The following is a 23,151-nucleotide window of genomic DNA, read 5'->3' on the forward strand; positions in this document are numbered from 1 at the left end:
GAGCCCCTAGTCGAGCACCGGCAGCAGTTCCGGGAGGTGGCCGTCCGAAGCGGCGGCCGCCTCCTGGCGCTCCAGCGGCACCTCTCCGTACAGCGTCGTCCGTGGTTTCGCCGGACGCCCGGCCTCCTCCGCGATCGCGACGAGGTCCTTGACCGAGCGGTACGAGCCGTAACTGGAGCCCGCCATCCGGGAGATGGTCTCCTCCATCAGCGTCCCGCCCAGGTCGTTCGCGCCCGAGCGCAGCATCTCCGCCGCCCCCTCCGTGCCCAGCTTCACCCAGCTGGTCTGGATGTTCGGGATGTGCGGGTGCAGCAGGAGCCTGGCCATGGCCACCACCGCGCGGTTGTCGCGGGTCGTCGGGCCCGGACGGGCGATGCCCGCCAGATACACCGGCGCGTTCGTGTGGATGAAGGGCAGCGTCACGAACTCCGTGAAGCCCTCCACCCCCTTGGCCAGCGCGTCCTGCTGCATGGCGGCAAGGGTGCGGAAGTGGCCGAGCCAGTGCCTGGGCTGGTCCACGTGCCCGTACATCATCGTGGACGAGGAGCGGATGCCCAGCTCGTGGGCCGTCTTCACGACCTCGATCCAGGTCGCCGTCGGCAGCTTGCCCTTGGTCAGGATCCAGCGCACCTCGTCGTCGAGGATCTCCGCCGCCGTGCCGGGGATCGAGTCCAGGCCCGCGTCCTTGGCCGCGCTGAGCCAGTCCCGTATCGACATGGCGGTCCGCGTCGCGCCGTTCACGACCTCCATCGGCGAGAAGGCGTGCACGTGCATGCCCGGCACGCGCTCCTTCACCGCCCGCGCGATGTCGAAGTACGCGCTGCCGGGCAGGTCCGGGTGGATGCCGCCCTGCATGCACACCTCGGTCGCGCCGACCTCCCACGCCTGTGCGGCCCGGTCCGCGACCTGGTCCAGGGAGAGCGTGTACGCGTCGGCGTCGGTGCGGCGCTGGGCGAAGGCGCAGAAGCGGCAGCCGGTGTAGCAGACGTTCGTGAAGTTGATGTTCCGCGTGACGATGTACGTGACGTCGTCGCCGACCATGGACTTGCGGACGTCGTCGGCGATGGAGCACAGCGCGTCGAGCGCGGGCCCGTCCGCGTGGAGGAGGGCGAGCGCCTGCTCGTCCGTCAGGCGCGTCGGGTCGTCGGCGGCCGTCGCGAGGGCCGAGCGGACGTCCCCGTCGATCCGGGACGGCACCATGCCGGGCGCCGCCTGCTCGCGCAGGGCCTCCCAGTCGCCGTACACCTCGTCGAAGTCCTCGCGGCGGTCGGACGTGCGTCCCGTCGTGTCGATCGTGCGGTGCAGGTCCGTGCGGCCCGAGGAGGCGACGTACCCCTCGTCGGGCTCCTGCCAGGGCAGGCCGCTCGGCCGGGCGTCGGGGTTCGCGAGGCCCGTCTCCGGGTCGACCAGTGCGCGCACGTGCGGCAGGAGGCGCGGGTCGAGCCAGGGCTCGCCGCGCTGTACGAACTCCGGGTAGACACAGAGCCGTTCCTCCAGGCGGAAGCCCGCCGCCGCCGACTGCTCGGCGAGCTCGCTCAGCTGCGGCCAGGGCTTCTCCGGGTTCACGTGGTCGATCGTGACCGGGGATACGCCGCCCCAGTCGTCGATGCCCGCGCCGATCAGGCGCGTGTACTCCCCGTCGACCAGGTTCGGCGGGGCCTGGATGCAGCCCGAAGGACCCATGATGTGCCGGGCCACGGCCACCGTCGCGACCAGGTCGTCCAGCTGGGCGTCGGGCATGCCGCGCATCGCCGTGTCCGGCTTGGCGCGGAAGTTCTGGATGATCAGTTCCTGGATGCCGTGGTAAGAACGCGAGACGCGACGCAGCGCGAACAGCGAGTCGGCCCGCTCCTCGTACGTCTCACCGATCCCGATGAGCAGCCCGCTGGTGAAGGGCACGGACGAGCGGCCCGCGTCCTCCAACACCCGCAGCCGCACGGCCGGTTCCTTGTCCGGGGAGCCGTAGTGCGGCATGCCCGGCTCGCTCCACAGCCGCTCGGCGGTGGTCTCCAGCATCATGCCCATGGACGGCGCGACCGGCTTGAGCCGCTGGAAGTCGGTCCAGGTCATCACGCCGGGGTTGAGGTGCGGGAGCAGGCCCGTCTCCTCCAGGATGCGGATCGAGATGGCACGCACGTAGGCGATCGTGTCGTCGTACCCCTCCGCCTCCAGCCACTCGCGCGCCTCCGGCCAGCGGTCCTCGGGCTTGTCCCCGAGGGTGATCAGGGCTTCCTTGCAGCCGAGTTCGGCGCCGCGCCGCGCGATGTCCAGGACCTCGTCCGGGGACATGAACATCCCGTGCCCCTCGCGCCGCAGCTTGCCGGGGACGGTCACGAACGTGCAGTAGTGGCACTTGTCCCGGCACAGGCGGGTCAGCGGGATGAAGACGCTCTTCGAGTACGTGATGACGCCGGGCCGCCCCGCCGCCGCGAGCCCCGCGTCACGCACCCGCGCGGCCGACGCGGCGAGGTCCGTCAGGTCCTCGCCCCGCGCCTGGAGCAGCACGGCGGCCTCGGCGGTGTCGAGTGCGACGCCGTCCCTGGCCCGTTTGAGGGCGCGGCGCATGGCATTGGCGGTGGGCCCCTGGGGTGCTTTGTCCTGCGGCGCGCTGTTGGTCATGCGTCCGAGCATACGAGCGACCTCCCACAGAAACAGCTACAGGTCAGTGCTGCTTCGGTCCTCTCCACCGGCGGCGGGTGTGCGGGGCACGTACCGCTGGAACCCGTCGAGCACCCGGAGCACCTCCGTCTCCCCGCCCGCGGGAAGCTGTACGACGACCTCGTCCACGCCGAGGTCTTCGTAGTGGGCGAGCTTGCCCTCGGTCGGCTCGACGGCGGAGAGCGCCACGTACGGGCCCGCCGGGTCGCGTCCCGCCTCCGCCCAGGCGGCGCGCAGGGCGGGCAGCGTCTCCCGCAGCCCGCCGCCGCCGATGGGCAGCCAGCCGTCGGCGTACTCCGCGATGTGCGCGAACAGCTTGGGGCCCGCGCCGCCGCCGACGAGGGTGCGGGGCCCGTACAGCGGGCCCTCCTTGCGCGGGCGCGGCGCACGCGCCGGCTTCGGGTGGACGTCGCTGGCGCGTACGCTCCCGAACTCGCCCTCGTACGCGGTCGGCCGCTCGGCCCACAGCGCCCGCATGACCGCCATCCGGTCCCGCACCAGCGCGCGCCGTGTCCGCCACGCGACGCCGTGGTCGGCGGCCTCCTCCTTGTTCCAGCCGTAGCCGATGCCCAGGGTGAGACGGCCGCCGCAGAGGTGGTCCAGGGTCGCGATCTGCTTGGCCAGGTCGATGGGGTCGTGCTGCCCGACGAGCGTGATGTTCGTGCCGAGCCCGAGCCGGTCGGTGACGGCGGCGGCCTGGGCGAGGGCGACGAAGGGGCTGAGCATGCGGGCGCACTCGGGCGGGAGTTCGCCGCCGGGGTAGGGGGTCTCGCGGGAGACGGGGATGTGGGTGTGCTCGGGGAGGTAGAGCGCCGCGAAGCCTCGCTGCTCCAGCTCACGGGCCAGCCGGGTCGGGGTGATGGTCTCGTCGGTGAGGTAGAGGGTGGCGGCAACTCGCATGTGGTGGCCTCCGGTCACGTCGTCGTAGGTCGTCGTGCGTCGCCGGGCCGCTCCCGTGGGTCCTCCCCGTACGGGAGCGGGGATCACTTACTAGCCGTCAGCGGCGCAGGAGTCCATGCCGCGCCCGTGTGTCCCTTGCGCCGGCGGTGATAGGCGAGCGCCACCGCGACGAGCAGCGGGGCCCACAGGAGGAGCGGCACGTAACAGGCCACCAGGACGGCCTGCTTGACGGGATCGTCCGTGACGCCGGACCCCAGGCCCGCGTAGTGCGCGTACGCGGACCACCCCATGAGCCCGAAGAGGCCCAGCGCGCCGAGCAGCGCGGGCACCACGGCGGCGAGGGGCCGCACCCGGCGCCCGCCGAGCAGCGGTATCCACCCCGGGACGACTTCGCCCCAGCCCCGCACCAGGCCCAGCGTCAGCAGGGCGAGGCACTCGGAGACGACGCTGAGCCCCAGGACGTAGACCATCTCGCCCCAGCCTTTGACGGACTCGTCCGCCACCGGGAGCCCGGCGACCAGGGCGACGCGCCACAGGCCCGAGGGAAGCGTGGCCAGGGGAACGGCGTGGGCGGCGATCACGGCCCAGCGGGGGACGTCCGGCAGTGCGCTCATCTTCAACATGGCAGCCATGCTGGCCGCGGGGCCGGGCCCGTCACATCGGCGCGGGGGCCGATCAGTCCGCGCACGCCTCCGCCGCACGGGGGAGCCGAAAATCCGACCACCCCGCGCTCCCGCCGAACTACCCTGCCGTCCATGAGCAGACGTCGCCGCAAGAAGCAGAAGCAACGCCTGGTCCAGGCGGCGGGGCTGGGCCTGACCACCGAGGTGAGGGCGCTGCTGCGGGCGGGCGCGGACCCGCGGACCCCTGATCCCGACGGCACGACCCCGCTGTACGGCGCTTCCGTCCACGGCACGGCCCCCGCCGTCAGGGCCCTCCTGGAGGCGGGCGCCGATCCCGACAGGGAGAGCGGCCACGGCGACCAGGGCACGCCCCTGTGCGGGGCCGCGTGCTGGGGCCACACCGACGCCGTGCGCGAACTCCTCGCCCACGGCGCGGACCCCAACCTCCGCGAGGACCACGGCACGGGCAACTCCCCGCTGAGCTGGGCGACGCAGGGGGGCCACACGGAGACCGCCGCCACGCTTCGTGCGGCGGGGGCGAGCGCCTAGGCGCGGGGCCCGCCTTGCCCTAGGATCCGCCATGCCCGGCGGAATCGGGGAAATCCGGGGAAACAGGGGAATCGGGGGATTTCATCATGCGGCTTCGTTTCGCGACCGTACTGCTGCTGCTCGGGGCGCTGCTGGGGGGCACGGCCTCCGCGGGGGCGTACGCGGCCACCGCGCGGACCTCGGCGGTTTCGGCGTCGGCGTCGACCTCGACAGCGGCTGCTTCGGCGGCGCAGCTGACGGGAGCCACTGCCGCCAGGACGGACACCAAGGCGGCCGACGAGGCGCAGTCCAAGCCCAAGAAGAAAAAGAAGAAGAAGTCCAAGGGCGGAGCCGGGCTGATCATCGGGATCATCGCCGTCATCGCGATCATCATCATCGCCCTGCGCCGCGTGCGCAAAGCCCGTCACCGCCCGTAAGTCTGTCAATTGCCTTCCCTTGCCGCGGAGTTCACGGCTCAATACCAGGGTTGCCCTGCAGTCCCTTCCGACACCCTGGGGAGCCGACACATGTGCGAGGACGAACACCACCGGGCCAGAGCGGTCGACACGCCCCTGAACCGGCGCGGTCTGCTCGTGACGGGAGCCGCCGCCGCGCTTACGTTGAACAGCGTGAGCTTCGCGAGCGCCGCAGGGCGCGCACCCGGAAGTGGCGACGAGACCAAGGTGGTGCGCGGGACGCTGCCCACCGGGTCACCCGACTTCGTGTACCTGCCGGTCGAAGTGCCCGACGGCGTACGGGAGATCCACGTCTCGTACACCTACGAGAAGGTCACGGTCCCGGCGGGCACGCAGGGCAACGCGCTCGACATCGGCGTCTTCGACCAGCGCGGCACCGCTCTCGGCGGCAAGGGCTTCCGGGGCTGGTCGGGCGGCGCGCGCACGGAGTTCTTCATCCGCGCCGACGAGGCGACCCCCGGCTACATCCCCGGACCGGTCAAGGCGGGCACCTGGAACATCGCGCTCGGCCCGTACACGGTCGCCCCGGAGGGCCTCCCCTACGAGGTGACGATCACCCTCAAGTACGGGGCGCCCGGCAGGACACCCCGGCCCGCATACCCGCCGGAGCGCACGAAGGGGCGGGGCCGCTCCTGGTACCGCGGCGACTGCCACCTGCACTCCTGGCACTCGGACGGCAGGCGCACCCCGGCCGAGATCGCGGCCCTCGCACGCGCGGCGGGGCTGGACTTCATCAACTCCTCCGACCACAACACGCACTCCTCGCACCCCCATTGGGCCGACCAGGCCGGTGACGACCTGCTGATCATGCTGGGCGAGGAGATCACCACACGCAACGGCCACGTGGTCGCGCTCGGCACGGACCCGGGCACGTTCATCGACTGGCGCTACCGCGCCCGCGACAACCGCTTCGGCAAGTACGCCCGCGAGGTCCGCGACGCCGGCGGGCTCGTCGTCCCCGCCCATCCGCACGCCACCTGCATCGGCTGCAACTGGAAGTTCGGCTTCGGTGAGGCGGACGCCGTGGAGGTGTGGAACGGCGCGTACACCCCGGACGACGAGGTCTCCCTCGCCGACTGGGACGGCATGCTCGTCGCCTCCGTGCGGGGCCGCAGGCCCTGGATCCCCGCCATGGGCAACAGCGACGCCCACCGCGATCCCGACCCCATCGGCACCCCGCAGACGGTGGTCCTCGCCGACGACCTCTCCCGCGAGGCCATCCAGGCGGGCATCCGCGCGGGCCACAGCTACGTCGCCGAGAACAAGGACGTCACGCTGAAGTTCACGGCCACCGGCGGCAAGGGCAAGCAGGCGGGCATCGGCGAGCGTCTCTACGTCGAGCAGGACGCCCCGGTGACGGTGCGCCTGGACGTCACGGGCGCCCCCGGCTGCACGATCCGCTTCGTGACGGACCAGGGCGTCCTGTTCACCGCGCCGGTGCTGCCCGACTCCGGGTCCGGGACGGCCCAGTGGCGTACGACGCCTTCGTACGCGGCCTATGTACGGGCCGAGGTCCGCCACCCGGCGGTGACGCCCGGACTTCCGGGCCCGCTGGCGGCCTTCACGAACCCGGTGTTCCTGGGCCGGAGCTGAGCCGGGAGCGGTTCAGTCCGCGACGATGAGCGCGGGCGTGTCCCGCTTCAGGACCTCGCCCCGGAAGAACGCCGGGCTCCTGCGGCTCATCACCAGCATGATCACCACGCCGAGCAGCAGCAGGCCCACGCCGATCACGAAGACCGAGCCGACGCCGAAGACGGAGGAGCCGCTGCCGTAGGCGGGGTTCCACATGTCGATCAGGGTCTTGGCGAAGACACCGGTCAGCAGGACGCCGCCGAGGACCGGGAGCAGGGCCTTGAAGACGAAGTCCCGGACGGAGGCGAAGAGCTCCCGGCGGAAGTACCAGGTGCAGGCGAAGGCCGTCAGCGCGTAGTAGAAGCAGATCATGAGGCCGAGCGCGTAGATCGTGTCGACCAGGACGTGCTCGGAGACCAGCGTCATGACCGTGTAGAAGACGGCGGTCGCGACGCCCGCGGTGACGGTCGCGCGGCCCGGGGTCTTGAAGCGCGGGTGGACGCGTGCGAAGGAGGGCGGCAGAGCCTCGTAGGACGACATGGCCAGGACCGTGCGGGCCACCGGGATGAACGTCGTCTGGAGGCTCGCGGCCGCCGAGGCGAGGACCGCGACGAAGAGCAGGATGCCCAGGGTCGGGCCCATCACGGGGCCGGCCAGGACGGCGAAGACGTTGTCGGAGGTGTCGGGGTTGGCGAGGCCAAGGCCCTTGGTGCCCGCGCCCACCACCATCTGCGCGGCGACGGCCGTGGCGAGGTAGGAGCCGACGAGCACGACCATCGCGATGAGCGCGGCGCGGCCGGGCGTCTTGTCGCTGCCGGTCGTCTCCTCGTTGGCCGCCAGGCAGGCGTCCCAGCCCCAGTAGATGAAGATCGCGAGCGAGAGGCCCGCGGTGAAGGACGAGAACGACTTCACGGCGAACGGGTTCAGCCACGACCAGGAGAAGTCCTGCGACAGGGGGAACTCCGCGCTGCCCGCCTTCTGGAAGGCCATCACCACGAAGACCGCGAGGACCACGAGCTGGAGCCCCACCAGGGCGTACTGCACGCCCTTGGTGGCCGTCATGCCCCGGTAGCTGATCGCCGTCGCGGCGGCGATCAAGGCGAGGCAGGTGAGGATGTGGACGGCCTTGTCGTCGTCGAGGGCCGCCACCGATGCGTTGCCCGTGATCTCTCCGGCCAGGAGCCAGAAGTACGAGGTCGCGACGCCCGCCAGGTTCGACAGGACGATGATCGTGGCGATGACCAGGCCCCAGCCGCACATCCAGCCGATCCGGGGCCCGAAGGCCTTGACCGTCCAGGTGAACGAGGTGCCGCAGTCCGGCATGGCCTTGTTGAGCTCGCGGTAGGCGAAGGCCACCAGGAGCATCGGCAGGAAGCCCGCGAGGAAGACCGCGGGCATGGCGAGGCCGACCTCGCCGGCCGTGGAGCCGAGGGTCGACGTCAGGCAGTAGACGGGGGCGACGGTGGAGATGCCGATGACCGCGCTGCCCATGAGCCCGACGGAGTTCCCACCGAGGCCTTTGGCGCGCACGCCCCCGTCGGGGGCGCCGCTTACCGTGTCTCCGGCCTGCGGCCGTACGTCCAACTGGGTCATGAACAGGACGTTAAGGGCTGCGGTTTCCACATGCGGAGGCCAAAGATCCGGATCTAACAGCTTGCAATCGATGGGCGAATCGGGGCAGGCACCATCGATTACTTGCCTGCCCAACCGACCCGCTTACCCATTGCCAGGCAAAAGCCAGACCGTCCGGTATGCGAGAACCGCAGCACTGTCCGCTTTGCCCCACTTCTAAATTTTCCCGAGCGTCCCTCCCGGGTCCACATACCGGACATCAGCCCGACCGCGTCACCCGGGCCACACGATCGACTGGAGCTCGCTGTACGCGTGCAGCGCGTACGACCCCACGTCCCGCCCCACCCCGCTCTTCTTGAACCCTCCGAACGGCGCCTCCATGTTCCGGCCGATCGTGTTCACGCCGACCCCGCCCGCCCGCAGCCGCCGCGCGACCCGGAAGGCGCGGGACACGTCGCCCGACCACACGTAGTCCAGGAGGCCGTAGTCGCTGTCGTTGGCGAGCGCGATGCCCTCCTCCTCGTCGTCGAAGGGGACGACCACCACGACCGGGCCGAAGATCTCTTCCCGGACCACCCGCATGTCGTTCGTGCAGTCCGCGAGCAGCGTCGGGGCCACGTAGAAGCCGCGGTCCAGGCCGGGACCCGCCGGGCGCTCGCCGCCCGCGACGACCCGTGCGCCTTCCTTGCGCCCCAGCTCCACGTACGACTCGATGCGGTCCCGGTGCGCGGCCGAGATCACCGGGCCGACGATCGTGCCCTTCTCCAGCGGGTCCCCGACCTTCATGAAGCCGATGTAGCCGGCCAGCTTCCCGATCAGCTCGTCGTAGATCGCGCGGTGGGCGATCACCCGCGTCGGGGCGGTGCAGATCTGGCCGCTGTAGAAGGAGAACGTCGTCCCGATCCCCGCCACCGCCGAGTCCAGGTCCGCGTCGTCGAGGACGAGCGCCGCGCCCTTGCCGCCCAGCTCCATCAGCTGCCGCTTCATGTCACGGCCGCACACCTCGGCGATCCGCTGGCCCACCGACGTCGATCCGGTGAAGCTCACCATGTCGACGTCCGGCGCGTCCACGGCCGCCTCGCCCACCCCGGGGCGCGCACCGCTCACCACGTTCACCACGCCCGGCGGCGCCCCGGCCTCCTCAAGGGCCGCCGCCATCCGGTACACCGACAGCGGGTCCTGCGGGGCGGGCTTCACGACGACCGTGTTGCCCATGGCCAGGGCGGGCGCCACCTTGCCCGCCGGGTTCGCCCATGGGTTGTTGTACGAGGTGATGCAGGTGACGACACCCACCGGCTGGCGGACGGTGAGCGCACCAAGGACGCCCGCCTTGCCCATCGGGCCCGCCTCGCTGATCTGCGGCGGCAGCCCGGCCTCGACCGGTTCGAGCGCGCCCTTCGCGTACCGCTTGAAACGCGCCACCGACACCGCGACCTGCATGCCGCGTGCCGTGCCGGTCGTCGCGCCGCTCTCCGCCTGGGCCAGTTCCGCGTACGCGGCGAAGTCGCGCCGCATGATCTCCGCCGCCCGGTCCAGGACGGCGGCCCGCTCCTCGGGTGCCGTGCGCGACCAGGTGCCGAAGGCCTCGCGGGCCGCTCCCGCCGCCGCGTGCACCTGCTCGCGGCTCGCCTCGGGGGCCAGGCCCACGACCCCCTCGGTCGCCGGGTTGATCACTTCGTAGTGGCCGCCGTCGGGCTCGACCCACTCGCCGCCGATGAACAGCCGCTGCTCTCCGTCGCGTTCGGCGCTCACTTCGTGCTCACCGTCCTGGTGTCCCGGCCCGACCGCAGGACCGTACCGGGCGTCGCGCCCGTCACGTGGTCCTCGCGGATCGCCTCGACCCCGTTCACCCACACGGCGTTGACGCCGATCGCCTTGGAATCCAGCCGCGGGCTGTCGCCCGGCAGATCGTGCACCAGCGTGGCCTTGCCCGCGTCGATGCGCTCGGGGTCGAAGAGGACGAGGTCGGCGTGGAAGCCCTCCTCGATACGGCCACGCTCCCGCAGCCCGAAGAGCTGCGCCGGGTCGTCGGTGAGCATCTTCACCGCCTGCTCCAGACCGACCAGCTTCCGCCCCCGCAGGCAGTCACCGATGAACCGGGTCGTGTACGGGGCGCCGCACATCCGGTCCAGGTGCGCGCCCGCGTCGGAGCCGCCCAGCATGACGTCCTCGTGCTGCCAGGTCTCCTGGCGCAGGGCCCACGAGTCGGGGTCGTTGTCGGAGGGCATGGGCCACAGGACCGTACGCAGTTCGTCGTTGGCGCAGATCTCGACGAGGCACTGGAAGGCCTCCTGGCCGCGCTCGGCCGCGATGTCACCGACGACCCGCCCGGTGAGGCCTTCGTTCTCCTTGGAGTACGTGTCCCCGATGACGTACCGGTCGAAGTGCGAGAGGCGCCGGAAGACCCCGGCCTCCTTGCTGGCCGCGTGCCGCAGCATCTCGCCGCGGACCGCCGGGTCGCGCAGCTTGTCGATGCGCTCGGGCACGGGCAGGCCGAGCACCTCTCCCCACCCGGGGATCAGGTTCAGGGCGCAGAAGGTGCCGAGCGACATGTTCATGGGGGTGAGGATCGGCATCGTCAGGGCCACGATCCGGCCGCCGGACTCGCGGGCGCGCTCGCTGGCGCTGAGCTGGCGCGGGACGCGCTCGGGCACGGCGGAGTCGATGGTCAGGACGTTCCAGTTGAGCGGCCGTCCGGCGGCGGCGCTCATCTCCACGAACAGATCGATCTCGTCGTCGCTGAACTGATCCAGACACCCCGCGACGATGGCTTCGAGCTGGGTGCCCTCGTGCTCGGCGACGGCCCGGCTGAGCGCGAGCAGCTCCTCGGGCTTCGCGTGCCGCGAGGCCACCGGCTGCCCGTCGCCGTCCGAGTGCGTGGACGACTGCGTGGTGGAGAGCCCCCAGGCACCGGCATCCATGGCGTCGTGGAAGAGCCGCAGCATCTCGTCGAGCTGCTCGGGGGTCGGCTGCCCGCCGACCGCGTCCGCGCCCATGACGTACCGCCGCAGTGCGCAATGCCCCACCATGAAGCCCGCGTTGACGGCGACGCGCCCGTCCAGGGCGTCCAGATACTCGCCGAAGGAGTTCCACGACCAGGGCGCGCCCTCTTCGAGCGCCACCAGGGACATGCCCTCGACCTTGGACATCATCCGCCGCGTGTAGTCGGCGTCATCGGGCCGCGCGGGGTTCAACGGGGCCAGCGTGAAGCCGCAGTTGCCGCCCGCGACGGTGGTGACGCCGTGGTTGAGGGAGGGGGTCGCGTAGGGGTCCCAGAAGAGCTGGGCGTCGTAGTGCGTGTGCGGGTCGACGAATCCGGGGGCCAGGACGCGTCCCGCGGCGTCCTCGCTGGTCCGGGCCTCTTCGCTGACGGCGCCCGGCTCGGCGACGACGGCTATGCGCCCGTCCCGTATGCCGACGTCGGCGGTGAACGCGGGGGCGCCGGTCCCGTCTACTACGGTCGCGCCCTTGATCAGGTGGTCGAGCATGGCGAGGTCGTCCCCCTCGGGGCAATCGGGTGGGTGGGCGGGCGGGAGAAACACGCCCGAAGGGCGATAGGAGGGTGCCCCGGCCTCCGTCCGGGAAGGGAAGGCCGGGGCAGCGAGTGGTGGCGGCTCAACCGCCGGAGGAACCCCGCATACGGGTGGTGCGGTGCACGGGATCCGTGTCGATCTTCGGGATCACGTGCTCACCGATCAGCTTGATCGTGTTCTTCGTGTCCTCGGGCGAGATCCCGATCGGAAGGCCGAAGCTGAGCTGGTCCGCCCCCGCCTGCTCCCACCGCTTGCACTGCGTGAGCACCTCGTCCGGGTCGCCGCAGATCATCAGCTCCTCGGCGATGAGCAGCTCGATGATCTCCTCGCTGTACTCGGGCAGCAGCTCGGGCCACTCGGGGATGCCCTCGGGCCGCGGGAAGGTGTCGTGGTAGCGGAAGAGCAGAGACTGGAGGTAGTTCAGCCCGCCGCCGACCGCGATCTCGACGGCCTTCTTATGCGTCTCCGCGCAGATCGCGGTCGAGGTCACCATGACGTTGTCGTTGACGAAGGCGCCGACCGGTTCGGCGTCCTTGATCGCCGTCTTGTACGACTCAAGGACCCACTCCATGTCGGAGACCTTCTGCACGCTGAAGCCCAGGACCCCGAGCCCCTTCTTGCCGGCCATCGCGTACGAGGGCGGGGACCCGGCGGCGTACCACATGGCCGGGTGCGCCTTCCCGTACGGCTTGGGCAGGATCTTGCGGGGCGGCAGCGACCAGTGTTTGCCCTGGAAGCCGACGTACTCGTCCTGGAGCCACATCTTGGGGAACTCGGCGATGGTCTCTTCCCAGAGTTCCTTGGTGTGGTTCATGTCGGTGACGCCCGGCATGAAGCCCAGGATCTCGTGCGAACCGGCGCCGCGCCCCGACCCGAACTCGAAGCGACCTTCGGAGAGATGGTCGAGCATGGCGACCTTCTCGGCGACCTTGACCGGGTGGTTCACCGGGGCGAGCGGGTTGAAGATGCCGGAACCCAGGTGGATGCGGTCGGTGGCGTGGGCGAGATAGCCGAGGAAGACGTCATTGGCGGAGAGGTGCGAGTACTCCTCCAGGAAGTGGTGCTCGGAGGCCCAGGCGTACTTGAAGCCGGACTTGTCCGCCTGGATGACGTACTCGGTCTCCTCGATGAGCGCCTTGTGCTCTGCTTCGGGGTCGACCTTGGCCCGCTTGGCGGGCACGTATCCCTGTACAAAGAGGCCGAATTCCAAGGAGGTTCACCATCCTCGTGAGTATCTGCGAGTTTCTGACGAACCGTCAGATTGCGATGCGTCGACTGTTCCACCGGCCGCGAGGACCGTCAATACCCGGGAGTGCGCTGACTGACGTTCCGTCAGGCAGGACCGTCAGACGATGCTGACCCCCGCGAGCCAGCCCCCGTCGATGACGAAGGGCTGCCCGGTGATGTACGCCGAGTCGTCCCCGGTCAGGAAGAGCGCGAGGGCGGCGACCTCCTCCGGCTTACCTATCCGCCCCAGCGGCACGAGCTTCTTGTAGAGCTCGGCGACGGCCTCCCGCGCCTCGGTGGGGTCGGCGGTCGGGTCGAGCTGCGCGGGGTTGGTCATCGGGGTGTCGACGGCCCCGGGGCAGACGGCGTTGACGCGGATGTTGCGGGCCGCGAGCTCAAGGGCGGCGACACGGGTGAGGCCGAGGATGGCGTGCTTGGTCGCCGCGTACGCCCCGACGAACGCCATGCCCGTCATCGCCGTGTACGAGGCGGTGTTCACGATGGTCCCGCCGCCCGCGGCCCCGATCTCGGGCGCGACGGTGCGGATGCCGAGGAAGCAGCCGATCTGGTTGACCTGGATGATCTGCTGGAACTCTTCGAGCGGGGTGCTGACGAGTTCGTTGAAGCGCAGGATCCCGGCGTTGTTGACCAGGCCGTCGACCTTCCCGAAGGCGTCCTTGGCGGCGCCGACCGCCGCCTGCCAGTCCGCTTCCCGGCCGACGTCGAGGTGCACGTACTTGGCCACGTCACCGCCGAGCTCCTTGGCCAGGGCCTCGCCCTGGTCGTCGAGCACGTCGCCCACGACGACCCGCGCCCCCTCGGCGGCGAAGAGCCGCGCCTCCTGCTCGCCCTGCCCGCGCGCCCCGCCGGTGACGATGACGACGCGGCCGTCCAGCTTGCCCATGCTTGTCTCCTTGAGTGAGGCCCGGAACACGCCCGAGGTCCGTGCGGTCTCCGGTCCGTGCGGTCGTCCGGTCCATGCGGTCGTCCGGGTGGGGCTCAGTTGAGGTGCGGGGCGACCTCGGCCGCGAACGCGGCTATCTGGTCGGTGAGTTCGGTGCGGCCACGGCTGCGGAACCGCACCTGGATCTGCTGCACCCCCATCGCCCCGTACGCGCGCAGGGACTCGGCGAGGGCGTCCGGCTTCCCGCTCAGCGTGCGCCGCCCCACGTGCCACTCGGGCTGCCCCACGTACAGCGGCTCGGCGATCGCCCCCACGACGACCGGCTCCGCCACCCCCGCCTCTTCGCGCAGCCGCTTCAACCGGGCGATCTGCGCGGGCAGTTCGTCACGGGGATCACCCTGCGGCAGCCACCCGTCGCCGCGGACCGCGGCCCTGCGGACGGCGGCGGGCGAGGAGCCGCCCACCCAGATGGGCACACGCTCCTGAGCGGGGCGCGGCTGCTGGCCGAGGCCGCTGAAGTCGAAGCGCTCGCCGTGGTGCTCGGGGTACTCCTCAGGGCCGAGCGCGGCCCGCAGCGCGTCGATGCTCTCGTCGAGCACGGGCCCGCGCCGCTCGAAGTCGGCCCCGACGGCGTCGAACTCCTCCTGTACGTGGCCTGCCCCCACCCCCAGGATCAGCCGCCCGCCGCTGAGCCGGTCCAGGGTGGCGTACTGCTTGGCGCCGACGAGCGGATGCCGGAGGCCGACGACGGCGACATGACTCATCAGCCGTACGTTCTCGGTGATCCCGGCGAGGAAGGAGAGGGTGGCCACCGGGTCGTACCAGACGGTGCTCATGGTGTCGGCGAGCCGCCGCGGAATGGCCACGTGGTCACAGCCGGCGATGTACGCGAAGCCGCCCCGGTCGGCGGTGCGGGCGATCTCGGCGAGGTCGTCGACCGTGGCCTGCGCCTCCCACGCCTCCGCGTACATGACGCTCTGGGACTGGATCGGGAGCTGCATCCCGTAGACCAGTCGCCCTTGCGGGAAGATGTGCGCCAGCGCGTTGGCAGCCATGGGAACCCGACCCCTCACCTTGATCTGACGGTCTGTCATATACGGCGACGGGACTCATCGTCGTAGCTGACGGTTCGTCAGGCAAGGGGTGGGGGCGGGTCAAGTCGGCGGCTGCCGGGCTCCGGTGCGGGTCATGCCCGTGGCCCGGCCGGCCGAGGGGGGTCGGCCGGCCGGGCGAGGGCGTCCGCGCGGGCTACGTCGCGGTGTGTGCGTGAGCGCCTACGACCCCCCGGGGCCCGCCCACAGCCCCTCCCCCGTCAGCCCCAGCAGATCGATCGCGTTGCCGCGCACGATCCGGTCGACCACGTCCGGTGCCAGGTGCCCCATCTGGTCCTCGCCGACCTCCCTGGACTTGGGCCAGGTCGAGTCGGAGTGCGGATAGTCGGTCTCGTACAAGACGTTGCCGACGCCGATCGAGTCGAGGTTCTTCAGCCCGAAGGCATCATCGAAGAAGCACCCGTAGACATGCTCGGTGAAGAGCTCGGACGGCGGCCGGTGCACCTTGTCGGCCACCCCGCCCCATCCGCGGTTCTCCTCCCACACGACGTCCGCGCGCTCCAGGATGTACGGGATCCACCCGATCTGCCCTTCGGCGTACATGATCTTCAGGTTCGGGAAGCGCTCGAACTTGCCGCTCATCAGCCAGTCGACCATCGAGAAGCAGCAGTTGGCGAAGGTGATGGTGGACCCGACGGCGGGCGGCGCGTCGGCCGAGGTCGACGGCATCTTGCTGCTCGATCCGATGTGCATGGCGATGACGGTGCCGGTCTCGTCGCAGGCCCGCAGGAAGGGGTCCCACTCGTCCGTGTGGATGGAGGGGAGGCCCAGATGCGGCGGTATCTCGGAGAAGGCGACGGCCCGCACGCCGCGTGCGGCGTTGCGCCGGACCTCGGCGGCGGCGAGCTCGGCGTCCCAGAGCGGAATGAGGGTGAGGGGGATGAGACGGCCCTGCGCCTGCGGCCCGCACCACTCGTCCACCATCCAGTCGTTGTACGCGCGCACGCCGAGCAGGCCCAGTTCGCGGTCCTTGGCCTCGGTGAACGTCTGCCCGCAGAAGCGGGGGAAGGTGGGGAAACAGAGGGCGGACTGGACGTGGTTGACGTCCATGTCGGCGAGGCGGTCCGGCACGCTGAACGACCCCGGGCGCATCTGCTCGTACGTGATGACTTCGAGCTTGATCTCGTCCCTGTCGTACCCGACGGAGGTGTCGAGGCGGGTGAGGGGCCGGTGCAGGTCCTCGTAGATCCACCAGTCCCCTATGGGGCCATCGTCCCCCTTCGCCCCCATCACGGGGGCGAACTTCCCGCCCAGGAAGCTCATCGACTTCAGAGGTGCCCGGACGACGCGCGGCCCGCTGTCGCGGTACCGGGCCGGGAGCCGGTCCTGCCAGACATGGGCGGGCTCGACGGTGTGGTCGTCCACCGAGATGATCCTCGGGAACGTCGGCAAGGTCTCAGTGGTCTCCATGCGGTCCACGGTAGCGCTGATCTGACGACCCGTCAGCTCCTCGTCGGCTATCCGTACGCGACTATCGCGGACCCCCCGTGTGCGTGGACCCTGTGAGAGCCGTCTCGCACGGCTGACGTATCCGCCATGAACAAGGCAAACTGGCGGGGAGCAAGAGGCAGGCAAAGAACGGAATCAGGCAAAGAGCGACAATCGCGGGCAGGGCAGACCCGCGGCGCACGACCAGGCACGGTGACGACCGGGCACGGCAGGGCAGCAGGGGGAGCGATGGACGGTGTACCGCGAGTACCGGACCAGCGGCGTCCGGCCCCGGGGAACGCCCCCGAGGAACTGAGACCGCACTTCAGCGTGCTCGGCCCCGTACGCGCATGGCACGGCGCCGAGCAGCTGTCCATGGGCTCTCCGCAGCAGCGCGCCCTGCTCGCGGCGCTCCTGCTGCGCGACGGCCGCACGGCGACGGCGCACGAGCTGATCGACGCCCTCTGGGGCGAGGAACCGCCCTCGCAGGCGCTGGCCGCGGTCCGTACGTACGCGTCGCGCCTGCGCAAGGTGCTGCCCGCAGGCGTCCTGGTCAGCGAGTCCGGCGGGTACGCGATCGCGGTGGCCGACGGCGCTCTCGACCTGGCCCTCGCGGAGGACCTGTGGGCGGAGGCGGAGAAGGCGCGCGGCGTGGCCGACCTCTGCCAGGCGCGCTCGCTGGTCAACAAGGCGCTGAGCCTCTGGGACGGCGAACCCCTGGCGAACGTCCCCGGTCCGTACGCGGAGACGGAGCGCACCCGCCTGGAGGAGTGGCGCCTCCAGCTCCTGGAGTCCCGCCTGGACATGGACCTGGAGGTCGGCTGCCACGCGGAGGCGGTCTCGGAACTGACGGCGCTCACGGCGGCCCACCCCCTGCGCGAACGCCTGCGGGAGCTCCTGATGCTGGCGCTGTACCGCAGCGGACGCCAGGCGGAGGCTCTCGCCGTCTACGCGGACACGCGGCGGCTGCTCGCGGACGAACTGGGCGTGGACCCGCGCACGGGCCTGAAGGAACTCCAGCAGCGGATACTCCAGGCGGATCCGGCGCTCGCGGAACCCTCGGCGGCGGCCCCGGAACCGCCGACGGCAGCGGTGCGCCCCGCCCAACTACCGGCCACCGTCCCGGACTTCACGGGCCGGGCGTCCTTCGTCTCCGAACTGAGCGAGATCCTCTCCGCGGCGGAGGGCCGCGTCATGGCGGTCTCGGCGCTGGCGGGCATCGGCGGCGTGGGCAAGACGACGCTCGCCGTCCACGTGGCGCATGTGGCGCGGACGTACTTCCCCGACGGGCAGTTGTACGTGGACCTGCAAGGGGCGGGTGCGCGGGCGGCGGAACCGGAGACGGTGCTCGGCGCGTTCCTGCGGGCCCTGGGGACGGCCGACTCGGCGATCCCGGACTCCCTGGAGGAGCGGGCGGCGCTGTACCGGTCGGTGCTCGACGGCCGCAGGGTCCTGGTGGTCCTGGACAACGCACGCGACGCGGCGCAGGTACGCCCCCTGCTCCCCGGCATGGAGGGCTGCGCGGCGCTGGTGACGAGCCGGATCCGGATGGTGGACCTGGCCGGGGCGCACCTGGTGGACCTGGACGTCATGTCCCCCGAGGAGGCACTCCTCCTCTTCACCCGGATCGTCGGCGAGGAGCGGGTCACCTCGGAGCGCAAGGCCGCCCTTGACGTGGTGGCGGCGTGCGGCTTCCTGCCCCTGGCGATCCGCATCGCGGCTTCGCGCCTCGCGGCCCGCCGTACGTGGACGGTCTCGACCCTGGCGGCGAAGCTGGCGGACGAGCGGCGGCGCCTGGACGAGCTCCAGGCGGGCGACCTGGCGGTCAAGGCCACCTTCGAGCTGGGCTACGGCCAGCTGGAGCCCGCGCAGGCACGGGCGTTCCGCCTGCTGGGCCTCGCGGACGGCCCGGACCTCTCGCTGGCAGCGGCGGCGGCCGTCCTCGACCTCCCGACCGAGGAGACGGAAGACCTCCTGGAGTCCCTGGTCGACACGTCCCTGGTGGAGTCGGCGGCGCCCGGCCGCTACCGCTACCACGACCTGGTCCGGCTCTACGCGCGTGCGTGCGCGGAGCGGGAACTGCCGTCGGCCGAGCGGGAATCAGCGGTGTCGCGTCTCCTTGACTTCTACCTGGCGTCGGCGGCGCGGGTCTACGCGATAGAGCGCCCCGGCGACCGTACGGTGGACCACCTGGAGGTGACCGAGCACCTGGGCCAGGACTTCAGCGACGACGCGAAGGCACTGGACTGGCTGCACTCGGAGGCCGCCTGCATCCTGGCCTGCGTACAGCAGTCACTGGGACCGAGCACGCTGCGGCGGGCGGTCGATCTGCTGCTGGCTTCCAAGGACTTGGCGGAGTCGGGGGCGAGTTCGCTGCGCTACGAGCTGGCGACGTCCGCGGCGCGGGACGCGGCGGCGGCGGTCGGGGATGCGCATGCCGAGGGGCGGGCTCGGGTGACGCTTGCGCAGGTGCTGAGCAAGGTGGGGCACTTCGAGAAGGCTTCGGCCGAGCTGGAGCGGGCCTCTGAGCTCGGGGACATCTCCAAGGACCCCTGGACCTGCGGAAACGGCACCAACGAGCGGGGGATCACCGCCTACTGCGTCAACCAGTACGCCGCGAGCGAGACGTACTTCGTCAAGGCGATCGAGGAGTTCCGCGCCGACACCAACCGGGCCGGCGAGGCGAGCGCTCTCTGCAACCTGTCCCGCGCGCTGGACGCGATGGGTCGCACGTCCAAGGCGATCGAGCTCGCCCAGCAGGGGATCGCGATCTACGACGACCTCGGGCTGACCTTCCGTCTCGCCAACGCGAAGAGTGCTCTCGGTATCGCCCTCGGACATGCCGGGCGCCACTCACAGGCCCTCGATCAACTGACCGACGCGCTGGGAGTGTTCGTCGAGAACCGGCAGCGCTTGTGGGAAGGCACCACCCAGTTCCGCATCGCCCAGGTCTACCTGTCGGCCCTCCAACCCGCGCAGGCGGCACAACATGCCGAGCAGGCCCTCAGCACCGGCTGCGTCGGCGGCGACTGGATGCGCGCCAACGTTCTGACGCTCCTGGGCAGGGCTCTCCACAGCATCGCTCAGGTGGACCGTGCTCGGGCCTGCTGGCGTGAGGCACTGACCATCCACGAGAGCTCGAACGCTCCGGAGGCCGACGAAGTACGTCGGCTCATCTCGCCGGTGCCGGCCGCCTGAACACTCTCCCGAGGCGTTCATCGAACGTTTATGGGCCGCTGCCACTCTCTAGGCATCGACCCGTCGCGTCGGGGGGCAGACGGATCGCATGGGCCCCACCGTTAAAGTGATCGGCCCTGAAGCGCCCGTTCGGCGATCCTCGGGGGAGTTGCCGAACGGGCGCTTCTACTCAGCGCACCGCCCGACCCAAAGGAGTTCTCACTATGAGCGACGCCAAGAAGGACCAGGACATGACGCCCCTGGGCGACGGTCACGTGCCCGCCCCGCCGAAGGACGGCAAGATCACCACGCTGGGCGACGGCCACGTGCCCGCCCCGCCGAAGGACGGCACGGCCACCACGCTGGGCGACGGCCATGTGCCCGCCCCGCCGAAGGACTAAAGACTTACATCCTGCACGGGGGAGTCGGCCGCGGCGGCGCGGAGGGGGAGCCGTCGCGGCCGACGCATGTCCGGGGGCCGGGGGCTGGGAGCCAGGGGGGCCGGGGGTGCCGGGGGTGCCGGGGGTGCCGGGAACAGGCCAGCCGATGGCCTGTTCCCACCACACCACTCGAACACGTGCACCCTCGCCGCTAGCGTCACTCACGTTCGAAGGCCGTCTCGCGTTTCGCCCAAGGAGCTGGAATGACCCGCACCAAGAAGATCCTCGTCACCTTCGCGATAGCCGCTGCCGCCGCGGGCGGTGCGTCCGCCCCGGCATTCGCCGACAGCCACTCCCCGGTCGCCCCGCGGGACAGCCACTCCCCGGTCGCTCCCCTGGACAGCCACTCCCCGGTGGCCCCGCTGGGCGACGGCCACACGCCGACCGCGCCGCTGGGCGACGGCCACACGCCGTAAGCAGCACAGGCAAGTCACACCACAAGCCATAGGCCATAGCCATAGGCCATAAGTCCGCCAGCGTGCGGGCGGCACGGCAGACCGGGGCCGAGCAGTCGCTCGGCCCCGCTCCCTTTCCTGCCCGCCCACCGCGTCGAGGGCGGCGCACCCGTCGTTGCGGCCACCGGACCGCACCTGAAGACTTGAGCCCACGGCACGCCACCACCTCCCCCTCCCGGGAAGGGCCCGCCCCATGCAGATAGCGATCCTGCTCTACGACAAGTTCACCGCCCTCGACGCGGTGGGCCCCTTCCAGACCCTCTCCGGGCTCCCCGGCGCCGAAATCGTCTTCGTCGCCGAGAAGGCGGGCCCCGTACTCGACGACACCCGCGCCCTCTCCCTGGTAGCCACCAAGTCCCTGGCCGAGGTCAGCGGCCCGGACATCGTCGTCGTACCGGGCAGCCCGGAGCCCGACCTGGCCAACGACACGGTGCTGAACTGGCTCCGCGGCATCGACGCCACCACCACGTGGACCACCTCCGTCTGCACCGGATCGCTCATCCTCGCGGCGGCCGGTCTCCTCAAGGGCCGCCGGGCGACATCCCATTGGCTGGCGCTGGAGCAGATCAAGCAGTTCGGGGTCGAGCCGACCGGGCAGCGCGTGGTCTTCGACGGGAAGTACGTCACCGCGGCCGGCGTCTCCGCCGGGATCGACATGGGCCTCACCCTCACCGGAAGGATCGCGGGCACCGAGCACGCGCAGACCGTACAACTCCTCATCGAGTACGACCCCCAGCCCCCGTACGACGCGGGCTCCCCGGAGAAGGCCCCGGCGGCGCTGGTGGAGAGGCTGCGGGCGCGGGTCTAGCGGGCGAGGACCGTAGCGGCCAGTTCGCACCAGACGTATTTGCCGGTGTCACCGCTCTTGGCGAGCGGGTACCAGCCCCACCCATCGGAGCATGACTCGATGAGAGCCAAGCCTCGCCCTTCCTCCGCTTCCGGGTCGGCGATACGCAGGGACGGCACCGGCGGTCTGGGGTCGGCGTCCCATACGCCGATCCGGAGGACACGGCCATCCCATCGGAGGCGCAGGGCGGCGGGGCCTTTCGTGTGGCGTAAGGCGTTGCTGACCAGCTCGGTGGCCAAAAGCTCGGCGGCTTCCGCGAGATGGGGCAGGCCGGCCCATGTCAGGGCGCTCCTCACGCCCTCGGTCCCCGGGCTGTCCGACGAGGAACTTGAGCGGCGCGTACGGTTCCGGATCGCGCGCCAGCAGCTCTTCGGCGGCGAGCCGCCCGCTCCGTACGAGGCAGTGATCCATGAAGCGGCATTGCGCACCAGAGCGGCTGAGGCAGGTGGCCCGCGACCAGTTGCTCCACATCCTGGATCGCTCAGAACTCCCTCACGTGACCGTTCGCGTGGTGCCCTTCGACGTGGACGGCTTTGCGGGGATCAACCATCCGATGCTGTACGCGGGCGGCGCTCACCCTCAACTCGACACCGCCTACCTGGACACCCCGCACGGCGGCGAGTTCGTGCATGCGGAAGCCCAGTTGAGCCGCTGCCGAGGAGTACTCGGCAGGCTGGAGCGCGCCGCGCTGGGGGTCATAGAGTCGAGGGACTTCATCCATGGCCTCGTACAGAGCATGTGAAAGGTCCCCCATGACACAGGACATCGCGTGGCAGAAGTCCTCATTCTCAGGTGGTCAGGACTCGTCGGACTGCGTTGAACTCGCCACAGCCGAGGGAAGTGTCCACCTACGCGAAAGCGACGAGCCCTCTCGATTCCTCTCCACCACCCCCAAGAGCCTCGCCGCACTCATACGTCACGTACGGACGAAGCAGGTCTGACCCCACCCCACGGGATCGCCCCGCACGACCGGGCAACCATGGCAGAGTCACCGGCATGGTCCGCATGGTCACCTCAACGCAGCGGCGGCGCCTCGGCGCGGTGTCCGCTCTCCTCATGGGCGCCGCCCTGATATCCGGCTGCGGCGAAAAGCCGCACGGCTCGGCCGCAGCCCCGGCCACCGCCCCCGAGCCGAGCCAGGCCTCCAGCACGGCCCCCACCAACTCCCCCTCCCCCGGCGCCTCCCCCTACGTGGAGCCCGGCGTCGTGGACGGCGCACCCCACAACGGCGACAACAACGCCTACCGCCGCCCCGCCGACATGTCCCCCGCGAGCGAGGAAGCCGCGCAGGCCGAGGCCGCCCGCATCGAGCCCGTACTCAAGCGGCTGCACGCGAAGGGGAAATGGGACCCGGAGAGCGTGCGGTCCGCGCTCACCGGTGAACTCGGCTACAAGATCGAGAAGTACGGCAGCAAGGGCAAGATCCTCAGCGGCGAACTCACCGTCCGCGACATGTACGCGAGCTACGAGAACGACGAGTACGTCACCCCCGAGGGCACCATGATCGGACTCCGCGTGAACGCTGACGCCTGCGTCACCGCGCTCGTGCAACCCACCAACTACGAGGCAAAGGCGAACGGCCCCTTCATGGAAACCGGCTGCATGACACCCCCCACAGGCCACTGACCACCCGCGGATTGCAGGAAAGTCCCACCAACCCGCCCTATAAGTCCCGTTCCGGTGGGACTTTCCTGCAATC

At 70.8% G+C, this 23,151-nt stretch carries 21 protein-coding genes and 1 pseudogene; 11 read left to right on the forward strand and 11 right to left on the reverse strand.

Annotated elements, in window-relative coordinates:
• Positions 1-6 precede the first annotated feature (6 nt).
• From ACFUPX_RS03945 to ACFUPX_RS03955, 3 genes are all read right to left on the reverse strand, one after another.
• A complete protein-coding gene (locus ACFUPX_RS03945) occupies positions 7-2,619 on the reverse strand; it encodes a bifunctional FO biosynthesis protein CofGH (protein WP_383315442.1) in 2,613 nt (870 codons plus the stop codon).
• 36 nt (positions 2,620-2,655) lie between these two features.
• Complete coding sequence (locus ACFUPX_RS03950; RefSeq protein ID WP_383315445.1) at positions 2,656-3,558, reverse strand: LLM class F420-dependent oxidoreductase; 903 nt, start codon at positions 3,556-3,558, stop codon at positions 2,656-2,658.
• Between the two features lie 83 nt (positions 3,559-3,641).
• Entirely contained in the window at positions 3,642-4,181 is a 540-nt protein-coding gene (locus tag ACFUPX_RS03955; RefSeq protein ID WP_383315448.1) for a hypothetical protein, read from the reverse strand.
• Positions 4,182-4,313: 132 nt separating this feature from the next.
• On the opposite strand from ACFUPX_RS03955, the gene ACFUPX_RS03960 reads away from it, so the two are divergent.
• The 3 genes from ACFUPX_RS03960 to ACFUPX_RS03970 all read left to right on the forward strand — a co-directional run bounded on the left by ACFUPX_RS03960 (position 4,314) and on the right by ACFUPX_RS03970 (position 6,778).
• Positions 4,314-4,730, forward strand: a complete 417-nt coding sequence (locus tag ACFUPX_RS03960) for an ankyrin repeat domain-containing protein (RefSeq protein WP_383315451.1) — start codon at positions 4,314-4,316, stop codon at positions 4,728-4,730.
• Positions 4,731-4,816: 86 nt separating this feature from the next.
• The gene (locus tag ACFUPX_RS03965) at positions 4,817-5,146 is read left to right on the forward strand and encodes a hypothetical protein (protein WP_383315455.1); all 330 of its coding nucleotides are present in this window, start codon (positions 4,817-4,819) and stop codon (positions 5,144-5,146) included.
• Positions 5,147-5,236: 90 nt separating this feature from the next.
• A complete protein-coding gene (locus tag ACFUPX_RS03970) occupies positions 5,237-6,778 on the forward strand; it encodes a CehA/McbA family metallohydrolase (protein ID WP_383315458.1) in 1,542 nt (513 codons plus the stop codon).
• 12 nt (positions 6,779-6,790) lie between these two features.
• On the opposite strand, the gene ACFUPX_RS03975 is transcribed toward ACFUPX_RS03970, so the two are convergent.
• The 7 genes from ACFUPX_RS03975 to ACFUPX_RS04005 all read right to left on the reverse strand — a co-directional run bounded on the left by ACFUPX_RS03975 (position 6,791) and on the right by ACFUPX_RS04005 (position 16,497).
• Positions 6,791-8,350 (reverse strand): APC family permease, encoded by a 1,560-nt coding sequence (locus ACFUPX_RS03975; protein ID WP_383315461.1) that lies wholly within the window; start codon positions 8,348-8,350, stop codon positions 6,791-6,793.
• Positions 8,351-8,602: 252 nt separating this feature from the next.
• Positions 8,603-10,081 (reverse strand): aldehyde dehydrogenase family protein, encoded by a 1,479-nt coding sequence (locus ACFUPX_RS03980; RefSeq protein WP_383315465.1) that lies wholly within the window; start codon positions 10,079-10,081, stop codon positions 8,603-8,605.
• Positions 10,078-11,817 (reverse strand): amidohydrolase family protein, encoded by a 1,740-nt coding sequence (locus ACFUPX_RS03985; protein WP_383315468.1) that lies wholly within the window; start codon positions 11,815-11,817, stop codon positions 10,078-10,080. Before ACFUPX_RS03985 ends, ACFUPX_RS03980 begins: the two co-directional genes overlap by 4 nt.
• Positions 11,818-11,944: 127 nt before the next feature.
• Positions 11,945-13,072 carry an LLM class flavin-dependent oxidoreductase gene (locus tag ACFUPX_RS03990; protein ID WP_383315471.1) on the reverse strand — a complete coding sequence of 376 codons (1,128 nt, stop codon included), beginning with the start codon at positions 13,070-13,072 and terminating at the stop codon, positions 11,945-11,947.
• 135 nt (positions 13,073-13,207) lie between these two features.
• Entirely contained in the window at positions 13,208-13,993 is a 786-nt protein-coding gene (locus ACFUPX_RS03995; protein WP_383315474.1) for an SDR family NAD(P)-dependent oxidoreductase, read from the reverse strand.
• Between the two features lie 95 nt (positions 13,994-14,088).
• Positions 14,089-15,048: an LLM class F420-dependent oxidoreductase gene (locus tag ACFUPX_RS04000; RefSeq protein WP_383315477.1), complete on the reverse strand. Its 960-nt coding sequence runs from the start codon at positions 15,046-15,048 to the stop codon at positions 14,089-14,091.
• Positions 15,049-15,267: 219 nt separating this feature from the next.
• Positions 15,268-16,497, reverse strand: a complete 1,230-nt coding sequence (locus ACFUPX_RS04005) for an amidohydrolase family protein (protein ID WP_383315729.1) — start codon at positions 16,495-16,497, stop codon at positions 15,268-15,270.
• Between the two features lie 285 nt (positions 16,498-16,782).
• Here ACFUPX_RS04005 and ACFUPX_RS04010 point away from each other — a divergent pair, with 285 nt between their 5' ends.
• From ACFUPX_RS04010 to ACFUPX_RS04025, 4 genes are all read left to right on the forward strand, one after another.
• Complete coding sequence (locus ACFUPX_RS04010; protein ID WP_383315480.1) at positions 16,783-19,731, forward strand: BTAD domain-containing putative transcriptional regulator; 2,949 nt, start codon at positions 16,783-16,785, stop codon at positions 19,729-19,731.
• 203 nt (positions 19,732-19,934) lie between these two features.
• Entirely contained in the window at positions 19,935-20,111 is a 177-nt protein-coding gene (locus ACFUPX_RS04015; RefSeq protein ID WP_383315483.1) for a sigma-like protein, read from the forward strand.
• A gap of 242 nt (positions 20,112-20,353) precedes the next feature.
• Positions 20,354-20,566 carry a hypothetical protein gene (locus tag ACFUPX_RS04020; protein ID WP_383315486.1) on the forward strand — a complete coding sequence of 71 codons (213 nt, stop codon included), beginning with the start codon at positions 20,354-20,356 and terminating at the stop codon, positions 20,564-20,566.
• A 232-nt stretch (positions 20,567-20,798) separates the two neighbouring features.
• Positions 20,799-21,413 carry a DJ-1/PfpI family protein gene (locus ACFUPX_RS04025; protein WP_383315489.1) on the forward strand — a complete coding sequence of 205 codons (615 nt, stop codon included), beginning with the start codon at positions 20,799-20,801 and terminating at the stop codon, positions 21,411-21,413.
• Here ACFUPX_RS04025 and ACFUPX_RS04030 read toward each other — a convergent pair.
• Positions 21,410-21,748 carry an ATP-binding protein gene (locus ACFUPX_RS04030; protein ID WP_383315492.1) on the reverse strand — a complete coding sequence of 113 codons (339 nt, stop codon included), beginning with the start codon at positions 21,746-21,748 and terminating at the stop codon, positions 21,410-21,412. The two genes, ACFUPX_RS04025 and ACFUPX_RS04030, sit on opposite strands and share 4 nt — an antisense overlap.
• Between ACFUPX_RS04030 and ACFUPX_RS04035 the strand changes: the two are divergent.
• From ACFUPX_RS04035 to ACFUPX_RS04050, 4 genes and pseudogenes are all read left to right on the forward strand, one after another.
• Positions 21,684-21,830 (forward strand): annotated as a pseudogene (locus tag ACFUPX_RS04035) (hypothetical protein); the annotation flags it as partial. The gene ACFUPX_RS04030 and the pseudogene ACFUPX_RS04035 sit on opposite strands and share 65 nt — an antisense overlap.
• Before the next feature lie 31 nt (positions 21,831-21,861).
• Complete coding sequence (locus ACFUPX_RS04040) at positions 21,862-22,194, forward strand: Scr1 family TA system antitoxin-like transcriptional regulator (RefSeq protein WP_383315495.1); 333 nt, start codon at positions 21,862-21,864, stop codon at positions 22,192-22,194.
• A 10-nt stretch (positions 22,195-22,204) separates the two neighbouring features.
• Positions 22,205-22,393, forward strand: coding sequence for a DUF397 domain-containing protein (locus tag ACFUPX_RS04045; RefSeq protein WP_383315498.1), 189 nt, complete (start codon positions 22,205-22,207; stop codon positions 22,391-22,393).
• A gap of 55 nt (positions 22,394-22,448) precedes the next feature.
• Positions 22,449-23,078 (forward strand): hypothetical protein, encoded by a 630-nt coding sequence (locus ACFUPX_RS04050; RefSeq protein WP_383315501.1) that lies wholly within the window; start codon positions 22,449-22,451, stop codon positions 23,076-23,078.
• The last annotated feature ends 73 nt before the right edge of the window (positions 23,079-23,151 follow it).

Origin of the sequence: Streptomyces sp. NPDC057302, from assembly GCF_042667685.1 — a bacterium.
In the GTDB taxonomy this organism is placed as follows: domain Bacteria; phylum Actinomycetota; class Actinomycetes; order Streptomycetales; family Streptomycetaceae; genus Streptomyces.

Bases quoted from the DNA above. Each gene is read 5' to 3' on its own strand.
- ACFUPX_RS03945 (WP_383315442.1), bottom strand. From the start codon at position 2,619: ATGACCAACAGCGCGCCGCAGGACAAAGCACCCCAGGGGCCCACCGCC.
- ACFUPX_RS03950 (WP_383315445.1), bottom strand. From the start codon at position 3,558: ATGCGAGTTGCCGCCACCCTCTACCTCACCGACGAGACCATCACCCCG.
- ACFUPX_RS03955 (WP_383315448.1), bottom strand. From the start codon at position 4,181: ATGTTGAAGATGAGCGCACTGCCGGACGTCCCCCGCTGGGCCGTGATC.
- ACFUPX_RS03960 (WP_383315451.1), top strand. From the start codon at position 4,314: ATGAGCAGACGTCGCCGCAAGAAGCAGAAGCAACGCCTGGTCCAGGCG.
- ACFUPX_RS03965 (WP_383315455.1), top strand. From the start codon at position 4,817: ATGCGGCTTCGTTTCGCGACCGTACTGCTGCTGCTCGGGGCGCTGCTG.
- ACFUPX_RS03970 (WP_383315458.1), top strand. From the start codon at position 5,237: ATGTGCGAGGACGAACACCACCGGGCCAGAGCGGTCGACACGCCCCTG.
- ACFUPX_RS03975 (WP_383315461.1), bottom strand. From the start codon at position 8,350: ATGACCCAGTTGGACGTACGGCCGCAGGCCGGAGACACGGTAAGCGGC.
- ACFUPX_RS03985 (WP_383315468.1), bottom strand. From the start codon at position 11,817: ATGCTCGACCACCTGATCAAGGGCGCGACCGTAGTAGACGGGACCGGC.
- ACFUPX_RS03995 (WP_383315474.1), bottom strand. From the start codon at position 13,993: ATGGGCAAGCTGGACGGCCGCGTCGTCATCGTCACCGGCGGGGCGCGC.
- ACFUPX_RS04000 (WP_383315477.1), bottom strand. From the start codon at position 15,048: ATGGCTGCCAACGCGCTGGCGCACATCTTCCCGCAAGGGCGACTGGTC.
- ACFUPX_RS04010 (WP_383315480.1), top strand. From the start codon at position 16,783: ATGGACGGTGTACCGCGAGTACCGGACCAGCGGCGTCCGGCCCCGGGG.
- ACFUPX_RS04015 (WP_383315483.1), top strand. From the start codon at position 19,935: ATGAGCGACGCCAAGAAGGACCAGGACATGACGCCCCTGGGCGACGGT.
- ACFUPX_RS04020 (WP_383315486.1), top strand. From the start codon at position 20,354: ATGACCCGCACCAAGAAGATCCTCGTCACCTTCGCGATAGCCGCTGCC.
- ACFUPX_RS04025 (WP_383315489.1), top strand. From the start codon at position 20,799: ATGCAGATAGCGATCCTGCTCTACGACAAGTTCACCGCCCTCGACGCG.
- ACFUPX_RS04040 (WP_383315495.1), top strand. From the start codon at position 21,862: ATGAAGCGGCATTGCGCACCAGAGCGGCTGAGGCAGGTGGCCCGCGAC.
- ACFUPX_RS04045 (WP_383315498.1), top strand. From the start codon at position 22,205: ATGACACAGGACATCGCGTGGCAGAAGTCCTCATTCTCAGGTGGTCAG.
- ACFUPX_RS04050 (WP_383315501.1), top strand. From the start codon at position 22,449: ATGGTCCGCATGGTCACCTCAACGCAGCGGCGGCGCCTCGGCGCGGTG.